The organism is Paraburkholderia sp. USG1, from assembly GCF_031570135.1.
In the GTDB taxonomy this organism is placed as follows: Bacteria; Pseudomonadota; Gammaproteobacteria; order Burkholderiales; family Burkholderiaceae; genus Paraburkholderia; species Paraburkholderia dioscoreae.
This window is the reverse complement of the sequence record NZ_JAMWXW010000003.1, coordinates 256886-277482: the sequence shown is the minus strand read 5'-3', so window position 1 is coordinate 277482 and position 20597 is coordinate 256886. Positions and strand designations below refer to the sequence as shown.

23 protein-coding genes are annotated in these 20597 nt (G+C 63.2%); 6 read left to right on the top strand and 17 right to left on the bottom strand.

Features of this window, described 5'->3' with window-relative positions; translation table 11 throughout:
* Positions 1 to 177: 177 nt before the first annotated feature.
* From NE850_RS05935 to NE850_RS05905, 7 genes are all read right to left on the bottom strand, one after another.
* Positions 178 to 522, bottom strand: a complete 345-nt coding sequence (locus tag NE850_RS05935; protein WP_007176584.1) for a hypothetical protein — start codon at positions 520 to 522, stop codon at positions 178 to 180.
* Positions 523 to 689: 167 nt separating this feature from the next.
* Entirely contained in the window at positions 690 to 1079 is a 390-nt protein-coding gene (locus tag NE850_RS05930; RefSeq protein ID WP_035517100.1) for a DUF6232 family protein, read from the bottom strand.
* A 169-nt stretch (positions 1080 to 1248) separates the two neighbouring features.
* A complete protein-coding gene (locus NE850_RS05925; RefSeq protein ID WP_007176586.1) occupies positions 1249 to 1929 on the bottom strand; it encodes an alpha/beta hydrolase in 681 nt (226 codons plus the stop codon).
* A 135-nt stretch (positions 1930 to 2064) separates the two neighbouring features.
* Positions 2065 to 3090 carry an alpha/beta hydrolase gene (locus NE850_RS05920; RefSeq protein ID WP_007176587.1) on the bottom strand — a complete coding sequence of 342 codons (1026 nt, stop codon included), beginning with the start codon at positions 3088 to 3090 and terminating at the stop codon, positions 2065 to 2067.
* A 43-nt stretch (positions 3091 to 3133) separates the two neighbouring features.
* Complete coding sequence (locus NE850_RS05915) at positions 3134 to 3562, bottom strand: organic hydroperoxide resistance protein (protein ID WP_007176588.1); 429 nt, start codon at positions 3560 to 3562, stop codon at positions 3134 to 3136.
* A 158-nt stretch (positions 3563 to 3720) separates the two neighbouring features.
* Complete coding sequence (locus tag NE850_RS05910) at positions 3721 to 4287, bottom strand: TetR/AcrR family transcriptional regulator (RefSeq protein WP_007176589.1); 567 nt, start codon at positions 4285 to 4287, stop codon at positions 3721 to 3723.
* 178 nt (positions 4288 to 4465) lie between these two features.
* Positions 4466 to 5629: a porin gene (locus tag NE850_RS05905; protein ID WP_165188007.1), complete on the bottom strand. Its 1164-nt coding sequence runs from the start codon at positions 5627 to 5629 to the stop codon at positions 4466 to 4468.
* 213 nt (positions 5630 to 5842) lie between these two features.
* On the opposite strand from NE850_RS05905, the gene NE850_RS05900 reads away from it, so the two are divergent.
* Complete coding sequence (locus tag NE850_RS05900) at positions 5843 to 6598, top strand: MetQ/NlpA family ABC transporter substrate-binding protein (protein WP_007176591.1); 756 nt, start codon at positions 5843 to 5845, stop codon at positions 6596 to 6598.
* 141 nt (positions 6599 to 6739) lie between these two features.
* Here the strand turns inward: NE850_RS05900 and NE850_RS05895 are convergent, their stop codons facing one another.
* From NE850_RS05895 to NE850_RS05885, 3 genes are all read right to left on the bottom strand, one after another.
* Positions 6740 to 7855, bottom strand: a complete 1116-nt coding sequence (locus NE850_RS05895; RefSeq protein WP_007176592.1) for a succinylglutamate desuccinylase/aspartoacylase family protein — start codon at positions 7853 to 7855, stop codon at positions 6740 to 6742.
* A 258-nt stretch (positions 7856 to 8113) separates the two neighbouring features.
* Positions 8114 to 8896 (bottom strand): ABC transporter substrate-binding protein, encoded by a 783-nt coding sequence (locus NE850_RS05890; RefSeq protein ID WP_007176593.1) that lies wholly within the window; start codon positions 8894 to 8896, stop codon positions 8114 to 8116.
* Between the two features lie 290 nt (positions 8897 to 9186).
* On the bottom strand, positions 9187 to 9417 hold the full coding sequence (locus NE850_RS05885) for a hypothetical protein (protein WP_007176594.1): 231 nt from the start codon (positions 9415 to 9417) through the stop codon (positions 9187 to 9189).
* Positions 9418 to 9584: 167 nt separating this feature from the next.
* Between NE850_RS05885 and NE850_RS05880 the strand changes: the two genes are divergently transcribed.
* Genes NE850_RS05880 through NE850_RS05870 form a run of 3 tightly spaced genes read left to right on the top strand, consistent with a single transcriptional unit; the run spans position 9585 to position 12883 of the window.
* The gene (locus NE850_RS05880) at positions 9585 to 9902 is read left to right on the top strand and encodes a hypothetical protein (protein WP_157187687.1); all 318 of its coding nucleotides are present in this window, start codon (positions 9585 to 9587) and stop codon (positions 9900 to 9902) included.
* Between the two features lie 18 nt (positions 9903 to 9920).
* Entirely contained in the window at positions 9921 to 11060 is a 1140-nt protein-coding gene (locus NE850_RS05875; protein WP_405044800.1) for an extracellular solute-binding protein, read from the top strand.
* Positions 11060 to 12883, top strand: coding sequence for a diguanylate cyclase domain-containing protein (locus NE850_RS05870; RefSeq protein ID WP_007176596.1), 1824 nt, complete (start codon positions 11060 to 11062; stop codon positions 12881 to 12883). Before NE850_RS05875 ends, NE850_RS05870 begins: the two co-directional genes overlap by 1 nt.
* 66 nt (positions 12884 to 12949) lie before the next feature.
* Here the strand turns inward: NE850_RS05870 and NE850_RS05865 are convergent, their stop codons facing one another.
* The 7 genes from NE850_RS05865 to phnG all read right to left on the bottom strand — a co-directional run bounded on the left by NE850_RS05865 (position 12950) and on the right by phnG (position 18937).
* Positions 12950 to 14083 carry an alpha-D-ribose 1-methylphosphonate 5-triphosphate diphosphatase gene (locus tag NE850_RS05865; RefSeq protein WP_007176597.1) on the bottom strand — a complete coding sequence of 378 codons (1134 nt, stop codon included), beginning with the start codon at positions 14081 to 14083 and terminating at the stop codon, positions 12950 to 12952.
* Positions 14084 to 14178: 95 nt separating this feature from the next.
* Positions 14179 to 14943 carry a phosphonate C-P lyase system protein PhnL gene (gene phnL, locus NE850_RS05860; RefSeq protein WP_007176598.1) on the bottom strand — a complete coding sequence of 255 codons (765 nt, stop codon included), beginning with the start codon at positions 14941 to 14943 and terminating at the stop codon, positions 14179 to 14181.
* Between the two features lie 8 nt (positions 14944 to 14951).
* The gene (gene phnK / locus NE850_RS05855) at positions 14952 to 15722 is read right to left on the bottom strand and encodes a phosphonate C-P lyase system protein PhnK (RefSeq protein ID WP_007176599.1); all 771 of its coding nucleotides are present in this window, start codon (positions 15720 to 15722) and stop codon (positions 14952 to 14954) included.
* A complete protein-coding gene (locus NE850_RS05850) occupies positions 15719 to 16651 on the bottom strand; it encodes an alpha-D-ribose 1-methylphosphonate 5-phosphate C-P-lyase PhnJ (protein WP_310698526.1) in 933 nt (310 codons plus the stop codon). Before NE850_RS05850 ends, phnK begins: the two co-directional genes overlap by 4 nt.
* Complete coding sequence (locus NE850_RS05845; RefSeq protein ID WP_007176601.1) at positions 16648 to 17829, bottom strand: carbon-phosphorus lyase complex subunit PhnI; 1182 nt, start codon at positions 17827 to 17829, stop codon at positions 16648 to 16650. Before NE850_RS05845 ends, NE850_RS05850 begins: the two co-directional genes overlap by 4 nt.
* The gene (gene phnH, locus NE850_RS05840; protein WP_007176602.1) at positions 17829 to 18440 is read right to left on the bottom strand and encodes a phosphonate C-P lyase system protein PhnH; all 612 of its coding nucleotides are present in this window, start codon (positions 18438 to 18440) and stop codon (positions 17829 to 17831) included. Before phnH ends, NE850_RS05845 begins: the two co-directional genes overlap by 1 nt.
* Complete coding sequence (gene phnG / locus NE850_RS05835; RefSeq protein ID WP_007176603.1) at positions 18440 to 18937, bottom strand: phosphonate C-P lyase system protein PhnG; 498 nt, start codon at positions 18935 to 18937, stop codon at positions 18440 to 18442. Before phnG ends, phnH begins: the two co-directional genes overlap by 1 nt.
* A 181-nt stretch (positions 18938 to 19118) precedes the next feature.
* Between phnG and phnF the strand changes: the two genes are divergently transcribed.
* A complete protein-coding gene (phnF, locus tag NE850_RS05830) occupies positions 19119 to 19877 on the top strand; it encodes a phosphonate metabolism transcriptional regulator PhnF (RefSeq protein WP_011491167.1) in 759 nt (252 codons plus the stop codon).
* Positions 19874 to 20596, top strand: a complete 723-nt coding sequence (locus NE850_RS05825) for a DUF1045 domain-containing protein (protein ID WP_007176605.1) — start codon at positions 19874 to 19876, stop codon at positions 20594 to 20596. The genes phnF and NE850_RS05825 overlap by 4 nt, the downstream gene beginning before the upstream one ends.
* Position 20597: the final 1 nt, after the last annotated feature.

Sequence of the window (20597 nt, the reverse complement as noted above, 5' to 3'; positions counted from 1 at the left end):
CCGGATTGCCGCGGCGTGGGCAGTGAAACCGCGACGCCCGCAGGTCTGCGGGAGGGAACACGCAATAACAGGAGCGGCGACTCTACATGGCCGCTCGGGTGCAATTGCAAAGATGTGTGAAGGCTTGATGCGGGTTTGCATGCGGCCGGCAGCGGGCGCGTGCGGGTTTCGTCCGCGTCAATGGTCGCGGGGACGGCGAATCACGGTCGTGTGCGCGCGGCCGAGCGTGGCGTGATCGAGTGCGGCGGTCAGCAGGCCGATCACGTCGTCGAGGGTGCGGGAAGTCACTTCCACACGAAACGTCACGCGCTCGTGTTGCTGGTCGACGGTGACGATATACAGGCGCAGATCGTCGCCGAGCGCGGCGTGCAGCGCGCGCCGTCCGTTTGCCGACGAGGTGCCGGGCACGGTGACGTCGATAATGACGAGCGGCACGACGACATGCGTGCGGCGCGCCATGCGCGGCGTGCGCGAGTTGCGCGTGACGGGGAGATCGGACGTTGCGACGGAAGTGAGCATCATGATTGCGCCGCCCGGCAGGCGGCGCGCGTTGTTGACACCCGTTCACTCTAGCGGCGCGCGTCTCAAGGACACGCAAAAGCTGCCGCGCGGCGAATCAATTTTGTGTTAACGCGTGGGGTGGCAATCCGACGCACACCATGCGGCGCGCTGCCCGGCTGACTGCGGTATCAGACCTTCGGCGCGGCGGCTGCGCCCTTCGCCTCGTTCACGGCCGCGCCGACGCGTTCGACGAAATCGCGATCGGTGCTCATCAGCGCTTCGCGCTCGCCATTTGCGGTTTGCACCATCAGACGATGGGTGATGTCCTGAGTCACCCAGGTGAGCCAGCCGACCACGGCCAGCATCGTGCCGCACACCATGCCCACCGGCGAGCGCCATATCGCGCCGACAATAGCGCCGACGAGGCCGACGAGCGAAATCGTGAGCGGCAAGACCTTGTTCTTCTGCACGGTGACGACCTGCACGCCCACGATGTCGCGCAGCGGAAAGACCTGGCCGGCAGCCGAGAGTGCGTTGCGCGTGACCGACACGCCACGATCATTGAAAGGGGTTTCCATCGGGTCCAATTCAAGCGGTAGCAAAGGGCGCAGCGTACCAGACTTCAAATGCATGAAGTTGCCGGATTTTTTGATGTCCGTCAGGCAGAGCGCGAGGGCCGTGCGCCAGGCTTCCCGCCGCCCGCGCAGAATCACGACAAAATCCGGCGAACCCAAACCGCCCGCCACGTCAGGCCAGTGCCGCGATACGCTCATCGAGCCATGCGCGCAGTGCGGCGACTTCTTCGCCGCATACGGAATGCTCCATCGCATACGCATGCCACTCGACCTTGCTGCCCTGCGCCAGCGCGAAGTCGCGAGCGGTCTCGCCGAGCTGGATCGGCAATATCTGGTCGTACTCGCCGTGAGCGGCAAAGATCGGCGTGCCGTGGTTCGCGGGCGCGAGGCGGCTCTCGATGAAGGCTCTTGAGGGCAAATAACCGGACATGACGATCAACCCGCCGAGCGTGGCCGGATGTGTGAGCCCCGCTGAGTACGTCATCGCCCCGCCTTGCGAAAACCCCGCGAGGAATATTTTCGAGGTCGGAATGCCGCGCCCGTTCTGCCCGGCGATCAGTTGCCTCACGGTCGCGCACGACGCTTCGATGCCCGCCTCGTCGACCTGCCGTTCGATCGACTGGAACGAACGGATGTCGTACCACGCGCGCATCACGTAGCCGTTGTTCGCGGTCACGGCCATCTCCGGCGCGTTGGGAAACACGAAACGCACGGCGGGTCCGTTGCCGAGACGCAGTTCCGGAACCAGCGGCACGAAGTCGTTGGCGTCGGCGCCGAGACCATGCAGCAGGATCACGGCGAATTCAGGATTCGGTGCGGTTTCGATTTCGATGGTCTGCGGCGTACTGTTCATGGCGTGCTACTCCCTGGCGTCGGCATGGTCGGATGAGCGGGATCAGAACGAACACGATACCGCATGACGTACGAACCAGATCGGCCGCGGCGCGAGTATCGACGATACCCGCGCCGCGGCCGCCTGCCAAAGGCGTTACTGCAGACGTTGCTTCAGTTCGTTGGCCAGTTGCCGCGTGGCTGCTTTGGTCGGCGCGTCTTCGGCCAGCACGTTGAGCAAGCCGAAATCGTGAATCGTGCCGTCGTAACGGACGGTGGCCACCTCGTCGCCGGCTGCGTCGAGCTTGCGACCATACGCTTCGCCTTCGTCACGCAACACGTCGGACTCGGCAACCTGAATCAGCGCGGGCGGCAAGCCCTTCAGTTGTTCCGTCGTTGCACGGAGCGGCGACGCGTAGATCTCGTTGCGCTGCTTCGGATCTTTCGTGTAGGCGTCCCAGAACCATTTCATCATCGGCCGGGTCAGGAAGTGGCCTTCCTGGAACTGATTGTACGAACCGTCGTTGAAATTATTGTCGGTCACGGGCCACATCAATCCCTGGAAGCGGATCGCCGGGCCTTGCTTTTCTTTCGCCATCAGGCTCACCACCGCGGCCATGTTGCCGCCGACGCTGTTGCCGACCACCGCAAGGCGACTGCCGTCGACGCCGATCTCGTCGCCGTGCGCGGCCACCCACTTCGTAGCGGCATAGGCCTGGTTGATCGCGACCGGATAACGGGCTTCCGGCGAAGGCGTGTAGTTCACGAAGACCGCCACGGCGCCCGACTGAACCACCAGATCACGCACCAGACGCTCGTGAGTCGGGAAGTCGCCGAGTATCCAGCCGCCTCCGTGGAAGAACATGAAGACAGGCGGCGTCCCGCTCGCGCCGTGCGGCCGGACGATGGTCAGCGAAACGCTGACGCCGTCCTGCTCGATGGTGCGATTGGAGACGTCGATACCCGACAGATCGACTTTCACGCCGTTCTGTGCATCCACCAGAACTTGCCGTGCCTGAGCAGGCGGCAAGGTGTTGATCGCGGGGCCCTTGCCGCTGTTGAGCGCTTTCAGGAAGCCGGACGTCACACGGTCGGGCGTGGGTTGCGAAGCGGGGCTCGCTGCAAAGGCGGAGCCGAAGGCGAGGGCGGAAGCCAGCAGCACAGGGACGAACTTGATCTTCATGATGAACTCCGGGACATTCGATAAATGGGAAGAGGGTCTCGATTCAGACGAGCGTGAGCGTGACGGCGATGTTGTTGCGCGTGGCGTTCGAATACGGGCACACGATATGTGCCTTGTCGACGAGGGCCTGCGCCGCTTCCTGCGCCATGCCGGGCAGCGAGATCTTCAACTCCACTTCGATTCCGAAGCCGTTCGGAATCGCGCCGATGCCGACGCTGCCTTCCACGGAGACGTCCGCGGGGATCGCGATGCGCTCGCGCGCCGCGACGAACTTCATTGCGCCGACGAAACACGCGCTATAGCCGGCCGCGAACAGTTGCTCCGGGTTGGTGCCTTCGCCACCCGCACCGCCGAGTTGTTTCGGCGTGGTCAGCTTGAGGTCGAGGTTGCTTTCGGGCACCACAGCGCGGCCGTCACGGCCACCGGTTGCCTTGGCATGAGCGCGGTACAGCACGTTGTCGATTCGGGTCATGATCAATTCCTTACAAGTGGGTATCTACTACTAGATAGATAAAGGACGCTAAAAAATGACGCGTACTTCGCGCCGATGATTTCGAATTAAAATCTATCTACGTATAGATAGATTTGAGGGTAAAAACAAGGAGGCGGGCGACCACCTCCATGACAGCATTACGGCGCTTTCTTCCACGATGCTTCTACATCTTCCAGCCGGGCCTTCGTGCCGAACAGCCGGCTTGCCAGCACGCTGCCCTGATAAGCGGCGTACAGCGCGCGCGCAGCGGATTCGGGCTTGCCGTTCACCGCCAGCGTGTGCTCCTGCGCGCCCTGCGCGAGCACTTGCGCCAGCCATTTTTCGTTGGCTTTGAAAAACGCCTGGATCGCCTCGCGAATATTTTCCGGCAACGACGCGATGTCCGATGCCAGCATGCCGCACAGACAGATCCGGTCGCCGTCGCCCAGCGTTCGGCCGAAAAGCCTGGTGTACTTGCTGAGCTTCGTATTGGCCGGCAGTCTGGCGTCGATAGCGTACAGCGAAGCCAGCACTTCCTTGCTGTATTCGTTGACCGCTTCCAGCACCAGGTCGTCTTTTGACGGGTAATAGTAGTGGATGCTCGACGTTTTGACGCCAACCAGCTCAGACAGATCGCGGTAGCTGAAACCGTTGTAACCGCGCTGCATCATCAACGTGATGGCGTGATCGAGAATCTGCTCGCGAACTGTCGGGGTCGTTTCCATGACTGAACTTTATCTACTACTAGATAGATAGTCAAGCACTTTCTTGCATCGGGTTGCGAGGCGATACGAGGTACGTCGGGTTGATAGTGTCGCCCTAAAAGAAAAACGCCCCGCAGGGCGTTTTCCGGACTTCCGATCCAGCGGGGAACTCGCGTTCCCCGCTGCGAAAGAGACTCGCTTAGAACTTGTGACGGATACCGACGCGGAATGCCAACTGGTTGTCCGAACCCGTGCCCGACGTGTTGAAGTAGCTCGTGCTCGAACCGATCTGCGCCTGCAGATCCTGGCCCTTGTTGCGGCCCGCAGCGATCTGGTAGATACCCAGTGCATACACGTCCGTACGCTTGCTCAGCGCGTAGTCGACGCTCAGGTCCGCCTGGTTCCAGTGGCCCGTGTTCGCGTCGCTCAGGTGCATGTACGTGTAGCCCGCGGCTGCCGTCAGTGCCGGCGTGAACGCGTACTTCGCGCCCGCTTCGTACGCGGTGAACGTCGTCGAGCTGCCCGAGATCGGTTCGAAACGCGTGTTCGTGTACAACGCCCACAGCGTCGCGGCGCCGATCGAGTAACGGCCGCCGACGCCGAACGTGCGCAGATCGCGGACCGTGCCCGTCGTCACGTTGGCGAGAGCCGTCGAGAACGTCGGGGATGCCTGGCCCGGGAAACGGATATCCGTGTACGCCGCGCCAACGCCGAACGGGCCGTTCGCGTAGTTCGCGCCGAAGCTGTAAGCGCGCGACGAACCCGCCACCGGTGCAGCGGCCGGGCCGGTTGCCGGTGCGCCGCCGAATGCGCCGGCCTGGTTCGAGAAGCCGTACATTGCGCCGAAGGTCAGGCCCGCGAAATTCGCGCTGCTGAACTTGACTGCGTTGTTGATACGGCTCGACGTCAGTTGGTCCACGTCGTTGATGTGGTAAGCGTAGTTACCCGCGACGGTCTGGCCGCCGTTCGAGTAGCTGCCGCCCAGATAGTCCGTCGAAAACGAGTACTGGCGGCCGAACGTCAGCGAGCCGGCGCCGTCCTTCGACAGACCCACGAATGCCTGACGGCCGAACAGCGCGCCGCCCTGGCCCAGCGTGCCGTTGCCGCTGTTAAAGCCGTTTTCCAACACGAACAGCGCCTTCAGGCCGCCACCCAGATCTTCCGTGCCGCGCAGGCCCCAACGGCTGCCTTGTGCGACGCCGTCGTCGTACTTGAAGATGCTGTCGTGGCCCGTTGCGGTCTTCGAATTGTTCGCGTAGCTGATACCGGCGTCGATCAAGCCGTACAGCGTGACACTGCTTTGCGCGTGAGCAGCAGTGGCGAAGAGAGCGAGAGTAGCGGCAGTCAATATTTTCTTGTTCAAAACTTTCTCCGATTAAAAAGTAAGCGATCGCGCGCCAACTCTTTGGTAAGGTCGTGCGATGGCCCGCAATTTAAGGGAACGCAGAGTAAGGTATGTGACAGCGCGGTTATTTTCGAAATCTGTCGCGCGGGCGCGACACTCGCCTGGCCGCGCAAGCCGGAGTCACGCAAGGGCCGCCCATATAAGCTTTTTCCAGATCGTGCATATAAGCGCGTGAAAAACGATTTCGCGCACGCTGACGGCAAACAACTCAGGATCGGCACGATGAGCGGTCCGGATGCGCAAATCTGGTCGGTCGTGACGAAGGTGGCGGCGCGCGAAGGGCTGAACCTCAAGGTCATCGAGTTCAATGATTACGTGCAGCCGAATGCCGCGCTCGATGCAGGCGACCTCGATGCCAACGGTTTTCAGCACCAGCCGTTTCTCGACAGCCAGACCAGGCAGCGCGGCTACAAGATCGTCAACGTCGGCCTGACCTACGGGTCGCCAATGGGCTTCTATTCGAAGAAACTCAAGTCGCTCAAAGACTTGCCGGAAGGCGCGAAGGTGGGCATCCAGAACGACCCGTCGAACGGCAATCGCGCGCTGCTGCTTTTGCAGAAGTACGGCGTGATCAGGTTGAAACCGGGCGTCGGCAGCAACGGCGTGAACGCCACGCCGCTCGATGTCGCCGAAAATCCGAAGAAGATCGAACTGGTGGAACTCGACGCCGCGCAATTGCCGCGCGCGCTCAGCGATCTCGACGCGGCGTCGATCAATACCGACTACGCGGTCAAGGCCGGCCTGCAGCCGACCAAAGACGCGATCGCGATCGAAGACCTCAAAGGTCCGTACGCGAATCTGATCGAGGTGCGCGAGCAGGACCGCAATCAGCCGTGGGTGAAGAAACTAGTGGCGGCGTACGAGTCGGATGAAGTGCGCAAGTACATCGACACGCAATTCAAACGCGCGATCATTCCGGCTTTCTGAGCACGGTTCTAATAAAAGGCGCGTAAACGTAAATCGCCCGCTGAAACAGCGGGCGATTTACGTTACGGCTCAAGCGCTTACGAACGCGCTTGATGCGATGCGCCGCGATGCGCGACAACGCCGCCGGCCCGCGTTGTGCTTTTAGTTGCTCAACAACGAGCCGCTGCGGAACGCCTTCGAACCGGCAATGCGCGCGAACTCCAGGCCGGCCGTTGCAAAGCGCGTCAAATGCCGTGCATACAGCACGCCGGCCACGCTGCTCTTTAGCGTGACGACCTGCTCCGTCAGCGGATCGACGATATCGGCAATCTCATGACCCACGTCGACCCACGTGCCGACTTCGCAGCGATATACGAGCACGCCGCTGATCGGCGCGACGATCGGCTCGGCGCCGGCAAGCGGCGTGGCGGCGAATTCGAGCGGCGGCAGCGGGGCGGCCGTGCCGTCGATCACGCCGCGCGAGGTCAGGTATTCGATAATCGCCTGCGCGTCGTGCTCAGCGTACTCGTACGACACTTCACGCTGGCCGCGCAATTCGATCGTGACCGAGATCGAGCCGTTCGGAATCGGGAAGCGGTCGCCGTAGCGGCCACGCAGATCCGACCAGCAGAAGCTGTGGATTTCGTCGAACGGGTTGCCCACCGAATTGAGCGCGAGCAGCGACGCCTTGGCGTCCAGATAGCAGGCGAGCGGCTCGACTTCCGGCCACAGGTCCGGGTTCGTGTAGATGTGCATTGCCGCTTCCCAGTCGCAATGCAGATCGAGCACGACGTCGGCGTCGTACGAGAGCTTTTGCAGCGCGAGGCGCTGCGATTCGAGTTCGGTTTGCGGGCTTTGCGCGTCGAGCGCCTCGCGCATGGCCGTGCGAATCGCCGTGCGGTTGGCGTCGACATTGTCGGTCAGGCGCGACTCGATGACCGGCTGCACCAGTGCCGACAGATCGTGGAAATTGCGGTTGAAGTTCTGTGCCGTGTTGGTTTCGAAGCGCCCCGTAAGATGGCCGAGAAAGTGCTGGTTCAGGCCGATCGGGTTGGCCACCGGCACGATCACGACTTCACCGCGGATCTTGCCGGCCGCTTCCAGCGCGGCCAGCTTGCGGCGCAGCGCCCACGACACCAGCATGCCGGGCAGTTCGTCGGCATGCAGCGACGACTGGATGTAAATCTTCTGGCCGCTGCCGGGACCGTAGTGGAAGCTCGTCAGGTTGCGGGCGGTGCCGAGCGTCGGGGCAATCAGCGGATGGGTTTGGGTTTGCATGGTTTTCAAATCCGCGGCCAGGGGGCATGCCGCGCTATCTCGTTGATAACAGTAGGGAACTTGCTTGATGACGGGTTGGGCTCGAACCGGCGGGTGGCGCCGCGTGATCGCCTCGATCGCACGATCTTAGCCGATATGACGCAGTGTGTGGTTTTATGGGGCGCCGCAAATGAAAACGGGCTCCGCCATGTGGCGGAGCCCGTTTCTGCGAACCGACCCGCGCGCCGTCAGACGCGCATGGCCGGCCCGGTTGCCAGCTTAGCTGCCGTACACGTCGAAGTCGAAGTACTTCTTCTCGAGCTTCTTGTACGTACCGTCCTTGATGATCTCGGCGATTGCCTTGTCGACCTTCGTCTTCAGATCGGTATCTTCCTTGCGCATGCCGATGCCTGCGCCGTTGCCGAGGATCTTCGGATCTTCGAGATCCTTGCCGACGAAGTCGAAGCCGGCGCCGCGCGGCGTCTTCAGGAAGCCGATCTCAGCTTGCACCGCGTCTTGCAATGCCGCGTCCAGACGGCCCGACAGCAAGTCGGCATAGACCTGATCCTGGTTCTGATACGGCACGACCTTCGCGCCCTTCGGCTCCCAGTACGTCTTGGCGTAGGTTTCCTGGATCGTGCCTTGTTCCACGCCAACCGTCTTGCCCTTGAGCGAGTCGGCCGTCGGCAGGATGCCGGAACCCTTCTTCGCCACGAGGCGCGTCGGGGTGTTGAACAGTTTCGACGAGAAAGCGATCTGCTCGGCGCGTTGCGGCGTCATGGACATCGACGACAGCACGCCGTCGAACTTCTTCGCCTTCAGGGCCGGGATCATGCCGTCGAAGTCGTTTTCGACCCACACGCACTTGGCCTTCAGGCGCGCGCAGATTTCATTGCCGAGGTCGATATCGAAGCCAACGAGCTTGCCGTCCGAGCCCTTCGACTCAAACGGGGGATAGCTGGCGTCAACGCCGAAACGGATAGTCGACCAATCTTTAGCGTGTGCGCCAATCGAGACGGTAGCAAGCAGAGCAACCGTCAAAGCCGCTAGCAGTTTTTTCACTGTTTTACTCCTCGGTGTAGTTCAAATACGCCCGCATGCGGTTGTGCCGCTGCGGGGCACCCGGCGCGACTCACGACCGGGCTTGGGTTGAAGCTGCCAGCCGGGGCGGCCAGCAGCGCGCGCCAAGCTTATCAGTTCAAAAAGATTGGGTAGCTAGTGAAACACCGGATGGCGCACGAGAATAGCTTCTAAAGCCTGAATGTGGTGGAGAGGCAAAAATGGCACTAATGCGTATTGAGTGACACGGACCTGCCCCGCCTCGGGATGTAAAGCCATAGTAATGAAGTTGGCTAATTGCCCGCACGCCTGCTGCCGACCGCACCGCACCACAGTTCGCCTTTGTCCATCATCTGCGCATCCTGCGCGGACATGCCCGCGCAGGTGCCGCGCATGTCCTGCGTTTCGCGCTGGGTGCGCGCGAGTGCCGCACGGTTCATCTCGCCCTGAAGCCAACTGCCGAAGCACGCAATCGATCCGGCCGCGACGGCCGCCCACATCCATTCTATTTTGCTCAAACGCATTGTCTGTTTTTTGTCCGGCTCGTCGACTGCCCGGAAGACAGGCCGCCCTGCAGCGGGCGACGCTGCCTTTAACCGCCGGCGGCGGATTGGGCAGGAGAACGTTTATCGGCATTCGCGCCGCGGTTCTTTAGAAGCGGTGTCGCCGGATTTCCGCATGGCGCTATTTCATGGCGGCTATTGCGTGTTATCACGTAGACCGCTCGCGTTTCGTGGTTTTGCGTTTTTCACCACCCGGCGGCACGCTAAAGATTCCGAATAAATTGCCGTCAAATGCAGATGAGCGCGATTGCTGTATCTCACCTGACGGAATTTTTTCGACTCCGGTGAAGCCGAAAACCAAAAATGGTTTCCTTAGCGCTATCATCGTTTCTCTTCGCGCCCGGCCAAATGCCTCATGCAGAGCATATCTGTATGAAGAAAGCCGCCGGGCGGCCGTTCGCGGGTCGATTCCGCGCGTTGACGCTCGTCACAAGGCCTTCGGCTAAACGGTGTTGTATATGCACATGATGTTGATGGCAGATGAAAAGCGCCTTTGTAAACGATTCTTTCACTTTCGAATCGCCGCATGTGCGCGCGCGCATTTATTGCGTCGCAGCGTTTGTGCGGGATTTTTGACATTTCTGATCGCCGCGGTTTTCTGCCTGAGTCTTTTTTCGGCGGCGCCGGTTAAAGCCGACGACAAAGTTTTGCGTGTGCTGGCATGGCCCGGCTACGCGGACGCCGACGTGGTAAATCATTTCGAAGCGCGTTACAAAGCCAGAGTGGAAGTCACGCTGGTCGATTCCGACGAGGCGCTGTGGGCTCAGATGCATGCCAAAGGAACGCCGCCGTTCGACGTGCTCGCCGCCAATACCGCTGAAATCCAGCGCTATACCGAGGCCAATCTGCTGGCGCCGCTCGATCTCGCCAGGTTGCCGAACACCCGAAAACAATTGCCGCGTTTTCAGGCGCTCGCGTCGATCGGCGGCCTCACGTCGGGCGGCAAGGCTTACGCCATTCCGTTTACATATTCGTCGATGGGGCTGATCTACGACCGCAAGCAGGTCGCCGTGGCACCGCGCACCATGCGCGAATTGTGGAATCCGCGTTACCGCGGCAAGGTGCTCGACTTCAATAGCGCGCAGCACAATTTCTCATTCACGGCGTTGGCGCTCGGCTATCCCCATCCTTTTCAGCTCGACCCAACGGAAATGCGCACGATTGCTCACAAGCTCGTCGATCTGCGCCGCAATCTGCTGACCTATTACACGTTGCCCGAGGAGGCGACCGCCTTTTTCATCCAGCATAAGGTCGCGCTGATGTTCGGCAACTACGGCACCCAGCAGGTCGAATTGCTGCGCCGCGCGGGAGCCGACGTGGGCTACGTGATTCCCGACGAAGGCGCGCTCGCGTGGCTGGATTGCTGGTCGATGACGCGCGCCGCGGCCGATCCGCCGCTTGCGCTCGCATGGATCAATTACATGCTCGAACCGGACGTCAGCGCATTGCTCACGCAGCGCCAGGGACTCGCCAACACATTGACGGCGCCCGTGGAAAGCAGCGATAGCGCGCGCATCGTGTGGATCGGGCCGGTGGAAAATATTCAGCGGCGCGAGGATCTGTGGGCCAGAATCGTGTCCGGGGACCGGTCGGAGCGTTTTTGATGATACGCCCGGGGCTGACCTTCAAATTATCCGTGCTGCTCGCGTGCATCGGCGTGCTCGCATCCGGCGCGACCGGCTACTACGCCTATCATGCCAATCGCGCGATGCTCGTGAACGAGGCCGGGCGCAGCCTGCTCACGTCGACGGAATTGTTGGGTCAGCGCTTCTCCGCCTCGATCGACGATATCGGCGCCGACGTGCTCGTACTCGCGAGCATGCCATCCACGGCGGAGGTCGCGCAGACCGACGACGGCGCCGGCCCGAACGTGGCACGCGAACGACTGGCACAGGTGTATTCCAGTTTCATGGTTCATCACCTCGAATACCTGCAAATCCGGCTGATCACGCGCCAGCACTACGGGCTCGAACTGGTCCGCTTCGACCGCGACTCGGACGGCCTCGTGCGGGTCGAAAGGGGCAACCTGCAGGAAAAAGGTCAGTTTGCCTATGTGTTCGACACGCTGACGTTTGCGCCGGGCCGCATTTACACCTCGCCGATTTCGGTCAACCACGAGTACGGCACGCATGCTGCGCAGGGCAAGCCTACACTGCGGCTCGGTACGCCCGTGTCGAACGCGAGCGGCGAGGTGGTGGGCGTGGTCGTGATCGATATCGATCTGGCGGTTTTGCTCAAGCGGCTGCAAAGCGATTTGCCGAGCGACTATCAGGTCTATCTGGCCAACGAGTGGGGCGATTTCCTCGTTCATCCCGACGCCTCGAAAACCTTCGGCTTCGATCGGGGCCGGCGCGTGCTGATGCAGGACAGTTTCTCCGTCACGAGACCACTCTTCGAACAGTCGCAGGGCGAGGTGCTGGCAAACGGTCTTGCACAGCCGCGGCAGGCCGCGGGTCAGGTGCTCGCTTTCGTGCGCAGACCGTTCGGCGATCTGGAGGGCAACCGCTTCATCGTGCTCGGTCTCGCCAAACCGCTCGACGACGTCCTGTCCGGCGCGAATCTGCTCGGCAACCAGATCGTGCGCATGGTGCTGATTTTCAGTGTGCTGGCGCTGTTTCTCGCCATTCTGTTCGCACGCGCGCTGACCAAGCCGCTGCACATTCTCGCGCACGCAGCGACGCATCTGTTCGCCGAACATGCCATGCATACGCTGCCGCTCAACCGCACCGACGAGATCGGCGTACTGGCGCGCTGCTTCGAGCGGCTGCGCCGCGAAATCAAATCGCAGATGGACGTGCTGCACGCCAAGCAGCGTGAGCTCGTGCATCTCGCCACGCACGACGTGCTGACCGGACTGCCTAACCGCGTCCTGTTCATGGAGAAGCTCGAAAACGCGATCGAGGAAGCGGCGCGGCGTCAGGAGTGCCTCGCCGTGCTGTTCGTCGACCTCGACCGCTTCAAGCAGATCAACGATCAGTTCGGCCATTCCGTCGGCGACAAGGTGCTCGCCGCGGTGGCGCGCCGCCTGAAGCAGGTGCTCTGTTCCGCGGACGTGGTGGCGCGTTTGGGCGGCGACGAATTCATCGTGTTGATCGAAGGGCCGCGTTCGCAAGAAGCGGCGCCCGCGATCGCCTCGCGCATCATGGCGACGTTGAACGAAGAAGTGCGGATAGACGGGCAAAGCATGACGGTGGGCGCGAGCATCGGCATCAGCCAGTTCCCCGACGACAGCGGCACGGCGGAGGAACTCCTGCTCAACGCCGACGCGGCAATGTACGCGGCCAAATCCGGCGGACGCTGTGCGTATTTGCGTTACCACGATGTGCTCGAAGCACGCCGGCGCGAACAGGCTGAGCAAGCCGGGCAGCCTTATATGCGCGCCGGTGAAGGCGCACCGGAAGGACACGAGGCCGAGCCGACGGCCTGAAGCTCGCCGTGAGCCGCGCGGCAGTTCAACCCGCGCGCGTTCCGCACAACGGCGTCTGTCATACCTTCAAACGATCCGGGCCCCGCCGCGATACGTGGCGCGCGGCACCGGCAGCCTGTCGAGCATCGTCACACGCACGAAGTCCGCGCGCAGGCCGGTTTCGATCGCGCCGCGGTCGTGCAGACCGGCCTTACGCGCCGGTTCGGCGGAAACCGTCGACATGGCGCGCGGCAAGGTCCAGCCCGCTTTGTCGACCAGTTCGAACACGGCGGTCATCAGGCTCGAGGGCACGTAATCCGACGAGAGGATATCGAGCAAGCCGGCGCGCGCCAGTTCGAGCGCCGACACGTTGCCCGAATGCGAGCCGCCGCGCACGATATTCGGCGCGCCCATGATGGTCGAAATGCCGTGCTCGCGCGCGGCCTCGGCCGCGATGCGCGTGGTGGGGAACTCGGCGAGCACGATGCCTTCCTCCTTGGCCTGCTCGACGTGTTCGATCAGGGTGTCGTCGTGGCTCGCCACCGGAATGCCGAGCCGGTTGCAGCGCGTCACGATCTCGCGGCGGTGCGCGTCGGCGTAACGTGCCTGTTCGACCGACAGTTCGGTCAGCGCGGTCGCGACGTGTTCGTCGCTCAGCTTGCCGTTGCGTTCCTGGAAGCGGCGCCATTGTTCGCGGTCGTGCCATTGGCGCTGGCCCGGCGTGTGATCCATCACCGAGGCGAGCCGCAGTAACGGATGCGCGCACAACGAATCGAACACTTCCACCACGTCGGCGGTGGCGATTTCGCAGCGCAGATGCAGAAAGTGTTCGGCGCGCAGCAGCTTGCGCTCGGAGAAGCGCGTGAGCGATTCGGCGCATTGCGTCTGCAGATCGCGGCCCCGCAATCCCACGTTCGTGCGCGAACCGATAGCGAGCGCGTCGAACACGGTGGTGATGCCGGCCGCGGCCACCTGGGCGTCGTGAATCACGAAGGCGGCGTCGGTATTCCATTGCACGCCCGGACGCGGTGCGAGATGCTTCTCGAGGTTGTCCGTGTGCAGTTCGATCAGGCCGGGCAACAGATAGTCGCCGTCCCAATCTTCGGCTTCGCGCGCCGCGGTCGTGCCGCGCTCGACCTCGCGGATCATGCCGTCTTCGACGCGTACCACGCCGGTGAATACTTCGTCTCGCGTCACGATGCGAGCGTTCCTGATCAACATCGACTTGCTCCGTAGTCAGTCAGACTTGAGTGTGGGCGTTTTATGCAGCGCCGCGTGCGTCAGTGTAGTGCCGCCGCGCGCCGGTTTTGTGATATTCAGTGACGAAGCGGCGGCTTCAGTTCCAGGCGGCGCGTGGCCACCTTGTTGCGCGTATCTTCGTCGTGAAAGATGCCGACGATCGCCGCGCCGCGCTCGCGCGCTTCGACGATCAGATCCGCGACCACGTTGCGGTTTTCCGCGTCGAGCGAGGCCGTCGGTTCATCGAGCAGAAGCAGCGGATGCTCCGCGATCAAACCGCGTGCGATATTCACGCGCTGCTGCTCGCCGCCCGAGAACGTGGCGGGCGCGAGCAGCCATAGCCTCTCCGGCACATTCAATCTGGCCAGCAGCGCGGCGGCGCGCGAGCGTGCTTCGGGTTCCGGCACGCCGCGCGAGAGCAGCGGCTCGGCAACGAGCGTGAGCGTCGGCACGCGTGGAATCACACGCAGAAACTGGCTCACGTAGCCGACCACGCCGCGGCGCAGGCGCAACACGTCGTGCGGTTCGGCGCCGGTGATCGAGACGGGCTGGCCGCCGTTTGCTGCGTCGCGAATCGCGATCGAGCCGCTCGTCGCCAGATAATTGCCGTACAGGCAGCGCAGCAGCGTGCTCTTGCCCGCGCCGGACGGCCCGACCAGCACCACGCATTCGCCGCGCTCGACTTCGAGCGAGACGCCCGCGAGCGCTTCGATCCGCACGCCGCCCTGACCATGCAGGATAAAGGTTTTGCCGATATCGACCGCGCGCAGCATCAGCGCCGCGTTGTCGATGAACGCGCGCTCACCGGCGCGCGCTTCAGTGCCTGTTTCAATGGATCGCATTGTGAGCCTCAAACCGGCAGAACCGAGGAAACCAGCGTTTGCGTGTACGGGTGCTGCGGATCGTCGAGCACCTGGTCGGTCAGACCTGCCTCGACGACTTCGCCGCCCTGCATGACCATCAACCTGTGCGCGAGCAAGCGCGCGACGCCGATATCGTGCGTGACGATCAGCACCGACAGATGCAGCGTGGACGTCAGCGTGCGCAGCAGATCGAGCAGGCGTGCCTGCACCGAGACGTCGAGACCGGCGGTGGGTTCGTCCATGAAGACGAGCCGCGGACCGGTCACGAGATTGCGCGCGATCTGCAAACGCTGCTGCATGCCCCCTGAAAACGCCGCCGGAAATTCGTCGATGCGCGAGGAATCGAGTTCGACGCGCTCCATCCATTGCGTGGCCGCGTAACGGATATCGCCGTAGTGACGCGCGCCGACGGCCATCAACGGTTCGCCGATGTTCGCGCCGGCCGAGACGCCGCTGCGCAGTCCGTCGCGCGGATTCTGCTGGACGAAGCCCCACTCGGTGCGCATCAGCAGACGGCGGCGCGGTTCGGACAACGCCAGCAGATCGAGTTGGTCGCCGTGAGTCGCCGTGTAGTGAAGCGAGCCGCTGTCGGCCGCGGTTTTCAGCGCGAGCGTATTCAACAGTGTGGTCTTGCCCGAGCCGGATTCACCGACGATGCACAACACCTCGCCCGGATACAGATCGAAGCTGACGTTTCGGCAGCCGTTGCGGCCGCCGTATTGTTTGGTGAGCGAGCGGGCGCTCAGCAGCGGCGTCATGCGGGTTCTCCTTTGCCTGCTTCGCGCAACGGCAAATCGAAGTCGGCGTCGCCGCGGCGTTCGTGGCAGTAGTCGCTGTCGGAGCAGACGAACATGCGTTTGCCCGCATCGTCGACGATCATTTCGTCGAGAAAGCTTTCCGTCGAGCCACACAACGCGCAGGCGTGCTGCCACTTCTGCACTTCGAACGGATGATCGTCGAAGTCGAGACTGCGCACCGGCGTGTATGGCGGAATCGCGTGAATGCGCCGTTCGCGGCCGGCACCGAACAATTGCAGTGCGGGGTTCATGTGCATTTTCGGGTTATCGAACTTCGGAATCGGCGAGGGCGAAGCCAGATAGCGGTGGTTGACGATCACCGGGTAGTCGTAGGTGGTCGCGATGCTGCCGTGATGCACGATGTCCTCGTAGAGCTTCACGCTGATCAGGCCGTAATCGGCGAGCGCGTGCAGCTTTCTGCATTCGGCGACGCGCGGTTCGAGCCGAAAGAGCGGCTCGGGCATCGGCACCTGATAGACCAGAATCTGCCGCTCGGTGAGCGGCGTTTCGGGAATGCGGTGACGGGTCTGGATGATCGTCGCGTCGACGGTGCGGCGCGTGGTCGCCACGCCGGTGGTGCGCGCGAAGAAACGGCGGATGTTGACCGCGTTGGTCGTTTCGTCGGAGCCCTGATCGATGACTTTCAGCGTGTCCTTTCTGCCGATGATCGCCGCGGTGACCTGAATGCCGCCGGTGCCCCAGCCGAACGGCAGCGGCATTTCACGCGAGGCGAACGGCACCTGATAACCCGGCACGGCAACGGCCTTGAGCAGGGCGCGGCGCAGCATGCGTTTGGTCTGTTCGTCGAGGTACGCGAAGTTGTAGCCGTCGGCTGCGCGGTCGTATGACGCAGTGGACGCGCCGGCGAGAGATGTGTCGGGCGCATTCATGCTGCCTGCTCCTGCTGACCGTTGGTTTGATCGAGGCGCTGGTTCGTGCCTTGATCCTCGCTGTGCGCGGCGTGCTGCGCGCGCAGTCGCCGTACGAGTTCAAGCTCCGACTGAAAGTCGACGTAATGCGGCAGCTTCAGATGCTGCACGAAACCGGACGCTTCGACGTTATCGCTATGCGAGAGCATGAACTCGATATCCTGCGTCGGCGAGGCCAGTGTTTCGCCGAGTTCTTCGGCGCGCAACGCGCGGTCCACGAGCGCCATCGCCATTGCCTTGCGCTCCGAGTGGCCGAACGCGAGACCGTAGCCTTGCGTGAACGTCGGCGGGACATCGCCGCTGCCGGCGAACTGGTTGATCATCTGGCATTCGGTCACGTCGATGTCGCCGATTTCGACCGTTTCGCCCAACTCGTCGAGTTCCATCTCCACGGCGATCGTGCCGAAGCGGATTTCGCCCGCGAATGGATGTGAGTGCGCATAGCCGCGCTGGGTCGCGTAACCCATCGCAAGCAGAAAGCCTTCGTCGCCGCGTGCGAGGTTTTGCAGGCGTGTGGCGCGGCTTGCGGGAAAGGCGAGCGGTTCGCGCGACAGGTCGCCGGGTTCGGGCGCATTCGGCGTGGGACGTTCCTGTTCGATCAGGCCTTCCTTGTCGAGCAGGCTGACGACACGCGGCATTGCTTCAGAATCAGCTTCTGCTTTAGACGCAGCGGTTTGAATCGAAGAAGACGCTGCCGCCGCGCTTGCCGCCGCATCGCGATCCACATGGCCTTCCGCGAGCAGCGCGAAATCCAGCAGACGCTGCGTGTAATCGTAAGTCGCGCCCAGCAATTGCCCGCCTGGCACGTCCTTGAAGGTCGCCGAAATGCGGCGCTCCACCTGCATCGCTTCGGTATCGATCGCCCGCGTGTAGCCGAAACGCGGCAACGTGGTGCGATACGCGCGCAGCAGGAAGATCGCTTCGACGAGATCGCCGGCGGCCTGCTTGATGGCGAGCGCCGCGAGCTCTTCGTCGTAGACCGAACCTTCGGTCATTACGCGCGCCACCGCGAGGCGCAATTGTTCGCGAATCTGCGCGACGCTGAGCTCGGCCAGCCGCATGTCGCCACGGCGTGCCTGGTCGAGCAGACGCCACGATGCTTCGATCGCGCGTTCTCCACCCTTGACGGCAACGTACATCAGTTCACCTTCGCTTGAGTTGTGCGTGGCAGGCCGATCAGGCGCGCGCCGCAGATGAGATAGCAGTCGACACCGCAGGGAAAAAGCGGCGCGAGGGCGGCGCGTTCGCGCCAGAAATGCCCGGGCAGGCCCACCGGCGCAATCGTCTCGGTGTGCTGGATGCCCGGTCCGCTCAGCACGACCGGCGCGCCGCCCGTGAGCGCCTCGACGCGGATCAGCAGCGTGACCGATTGCTCGGGCGATTCCGCCGCGCCGAGCGCGAAGCTTTCCAGCGGCGGCAAGGTGCCGGCGTCGTGGATATAGGCAAAGGCGGCTTGTGCCGGTTCATCAACGAGCGGCGCGCCGGTATGAAAGCGCAATGCCGAGCCGAGCGCCGTATCCGGTTGCGCGAGCCAAACCGGCGTCGCGTAGTCGCACAGTGCGAGCAGCGCGGCGAAGGCGGCGAGCTCGGCACGCGTGGCGCGCACTTCAGGCAGCACGTTTTCGACCACGCCGACCGTGCCCGGACGCGATAGCGCATCGAGCAAGGTGCGGAACACCGCCTGCGTGTCGTGCACCGGGTCTGCGAAACCCGGCGTCAAGGTGGACAATGCAATCTGTGAGTTTTCCATCAGTCGCCCCGGACCATCGTGAAGAATTCGACGCGCGTGGCCGCGGCGTCCTGCTGCCGCCCGGCGCGTTTCACGGCCTGCTGCGCGGCTAACGGCTCGATCAGTTGCTTATGCAAGACGGCGTGATGCTCCGGCATTTGCAAGAGCGCATCTGCCAGCGCCGCCAGTTCGGCGCGGCGGCGGTCGCGGCCCAGGTGGCACGCCACGCCAACCGTCGCGTCGGCACCGGCCGGCGCGCGCAAACGCAATGTGGCGCGTGTGACCGTGGCTTCGCCGAGATTGAACGGGTCGCCGCTGCCGCCAATACGCCCGCGCACCATCGCGAGGCCGATTTCAGGCGGGCGCAGCCAGTCGTACGGCGGCGCGGGGATGTCCCGCAATGCGCGTTCGAGCGCGGCTTCGAGATCGTCGCGCGGCGTGCGGGCCAGCACGGCTATCCATGCGCGCCGGACCGGCGCGGGCGCAACGGAGGAAGGCGAGGCGGAAGTGGCGCTCATCGAATTTCCTGTTGATCCAGTGAGTGGACATTTGACCATCTATTCATCTAAACGTCTAGACGTTTAGGCGTATGCTTGTCGAGCCGTATAGCGCTTGCGAGCCGTTTCACATTTTCATCACGGCTTGCGCACTACAATGCACGTCATAGCGAATATTTGAACCCAAGGGAATGACAGCACCATGACATCGAACGACAACGCGACGCCGGGCACGATGCTCGAACGCGGCGCGGGCGTTGCCGTGTGGCGGCAGATCGAGCAGATTCTGGCGGCGGAAATCGCCGCCAGCGGTTTCGGCGAAGAAGGGCGCCTGCCGAGCGAGGGCGAGCTGGCCAAACGCTTCGACGTGAACCGGCATACCGTGCGCCGGGCCATGCTGGGTCTTGCGGCGTTGGGCCTTGTCAGCGTCGAGCAGGGGCGCGGCACCTTCGTGCAGCCCGGCGCCATCGACTATACGATTGGCCGCCGCACGCGGTTCACGGAAAACCTGCGCCAGCAGCATCACGCGGCGGCGGGCACCATGTTGTCGGCCGCGCGCGTGAAGGCCGAGCCGAGCGTCGCCAAGGCGCTGGGTCTGCGGGCCGGCGCGCCGGTCTACCGGATCGAATCGCTGCATGAATCCGACGGCGTGCCGCTCACGTTCGCGCGCAACTGGTATCCGGCGGCGCGCTTTGCGGACCTGCCCGACGTGTTGGAGCGCACCGGCGGCATCACCAAGGCAATGGCGGAATTCGGCGTGAACGACTATCTGCGCAAATGGAGCAGGATTGGCAGCGTGCTGCCCGAACCGGAAGTGGCGCGGCGTTTGAATATCAACCGTCAGCAGCCGGTGCTGTGGGTCGAAAACGTCGACGTGGATCTGCAAGGCACGCCGGTCAAATACGGCTTCACGCACTTTGCCGCGGATCGCGTGCAACTGCTGGTGGAGCACGACCTGTGAGCGGCGCCGCATGGGGCGCGGAGGCGCGTTTTGCCGTGTATTACGCGCCGTCGCGTGAATCGGCGTGGTGGCAGGCCGGCTCGGCGTGGCTTGAGCGCGACGCCGAAAGCGGCGAGCGGTGCGCGGCGCCGCAACCTCCGGAACTGACGCGTCCGCTCGCAGCGTTGACCGGGGCGCCGCGCCGCTACGGTTGGCACGGCACCCTGGTCGCGCCGTTCCGGCTTGCCGAAGGCATCACGCAGGCACATGTCCTGCAAGCCACACGTGAATGGGCGCGGACGCAGAGTGCCTTTGTGTTGCCGGTGGAAGCCGCGACGCTGGGCGATTTCGTCGCACTGAGGCCGTCCACCGCGCAAGGGGAGACTAGCATTCGCGAGCTGGCAACGAGCGCGTTACAAACGCTCTATCCATTACGTGCACGGCCATCCGCCGCCGAGGTAGCCCGCCGGTCGGCGGCACCGCTGAGCGAACGGCAACGCGCGCTGCTGGCCGAATGGGGTTATCCGTATGTGCTCGACGAATTCCGTTTTCACATGACGCTCTCCAGTTCGCTCGCGGATGCGCAGGAGCGTGCCACGCTGGTTGCATGGTGGCAGGCGCAAACGCCCGCGCTCGGACCGCTGATTGTCGACCACGCTGCGCTCTTCGTCGAACCGGCGCCCGGTGAGCCGTTCGTGTTGTGGCAGCGCGTGCCGTTTCAGACCGACGAGGTGAAATAAC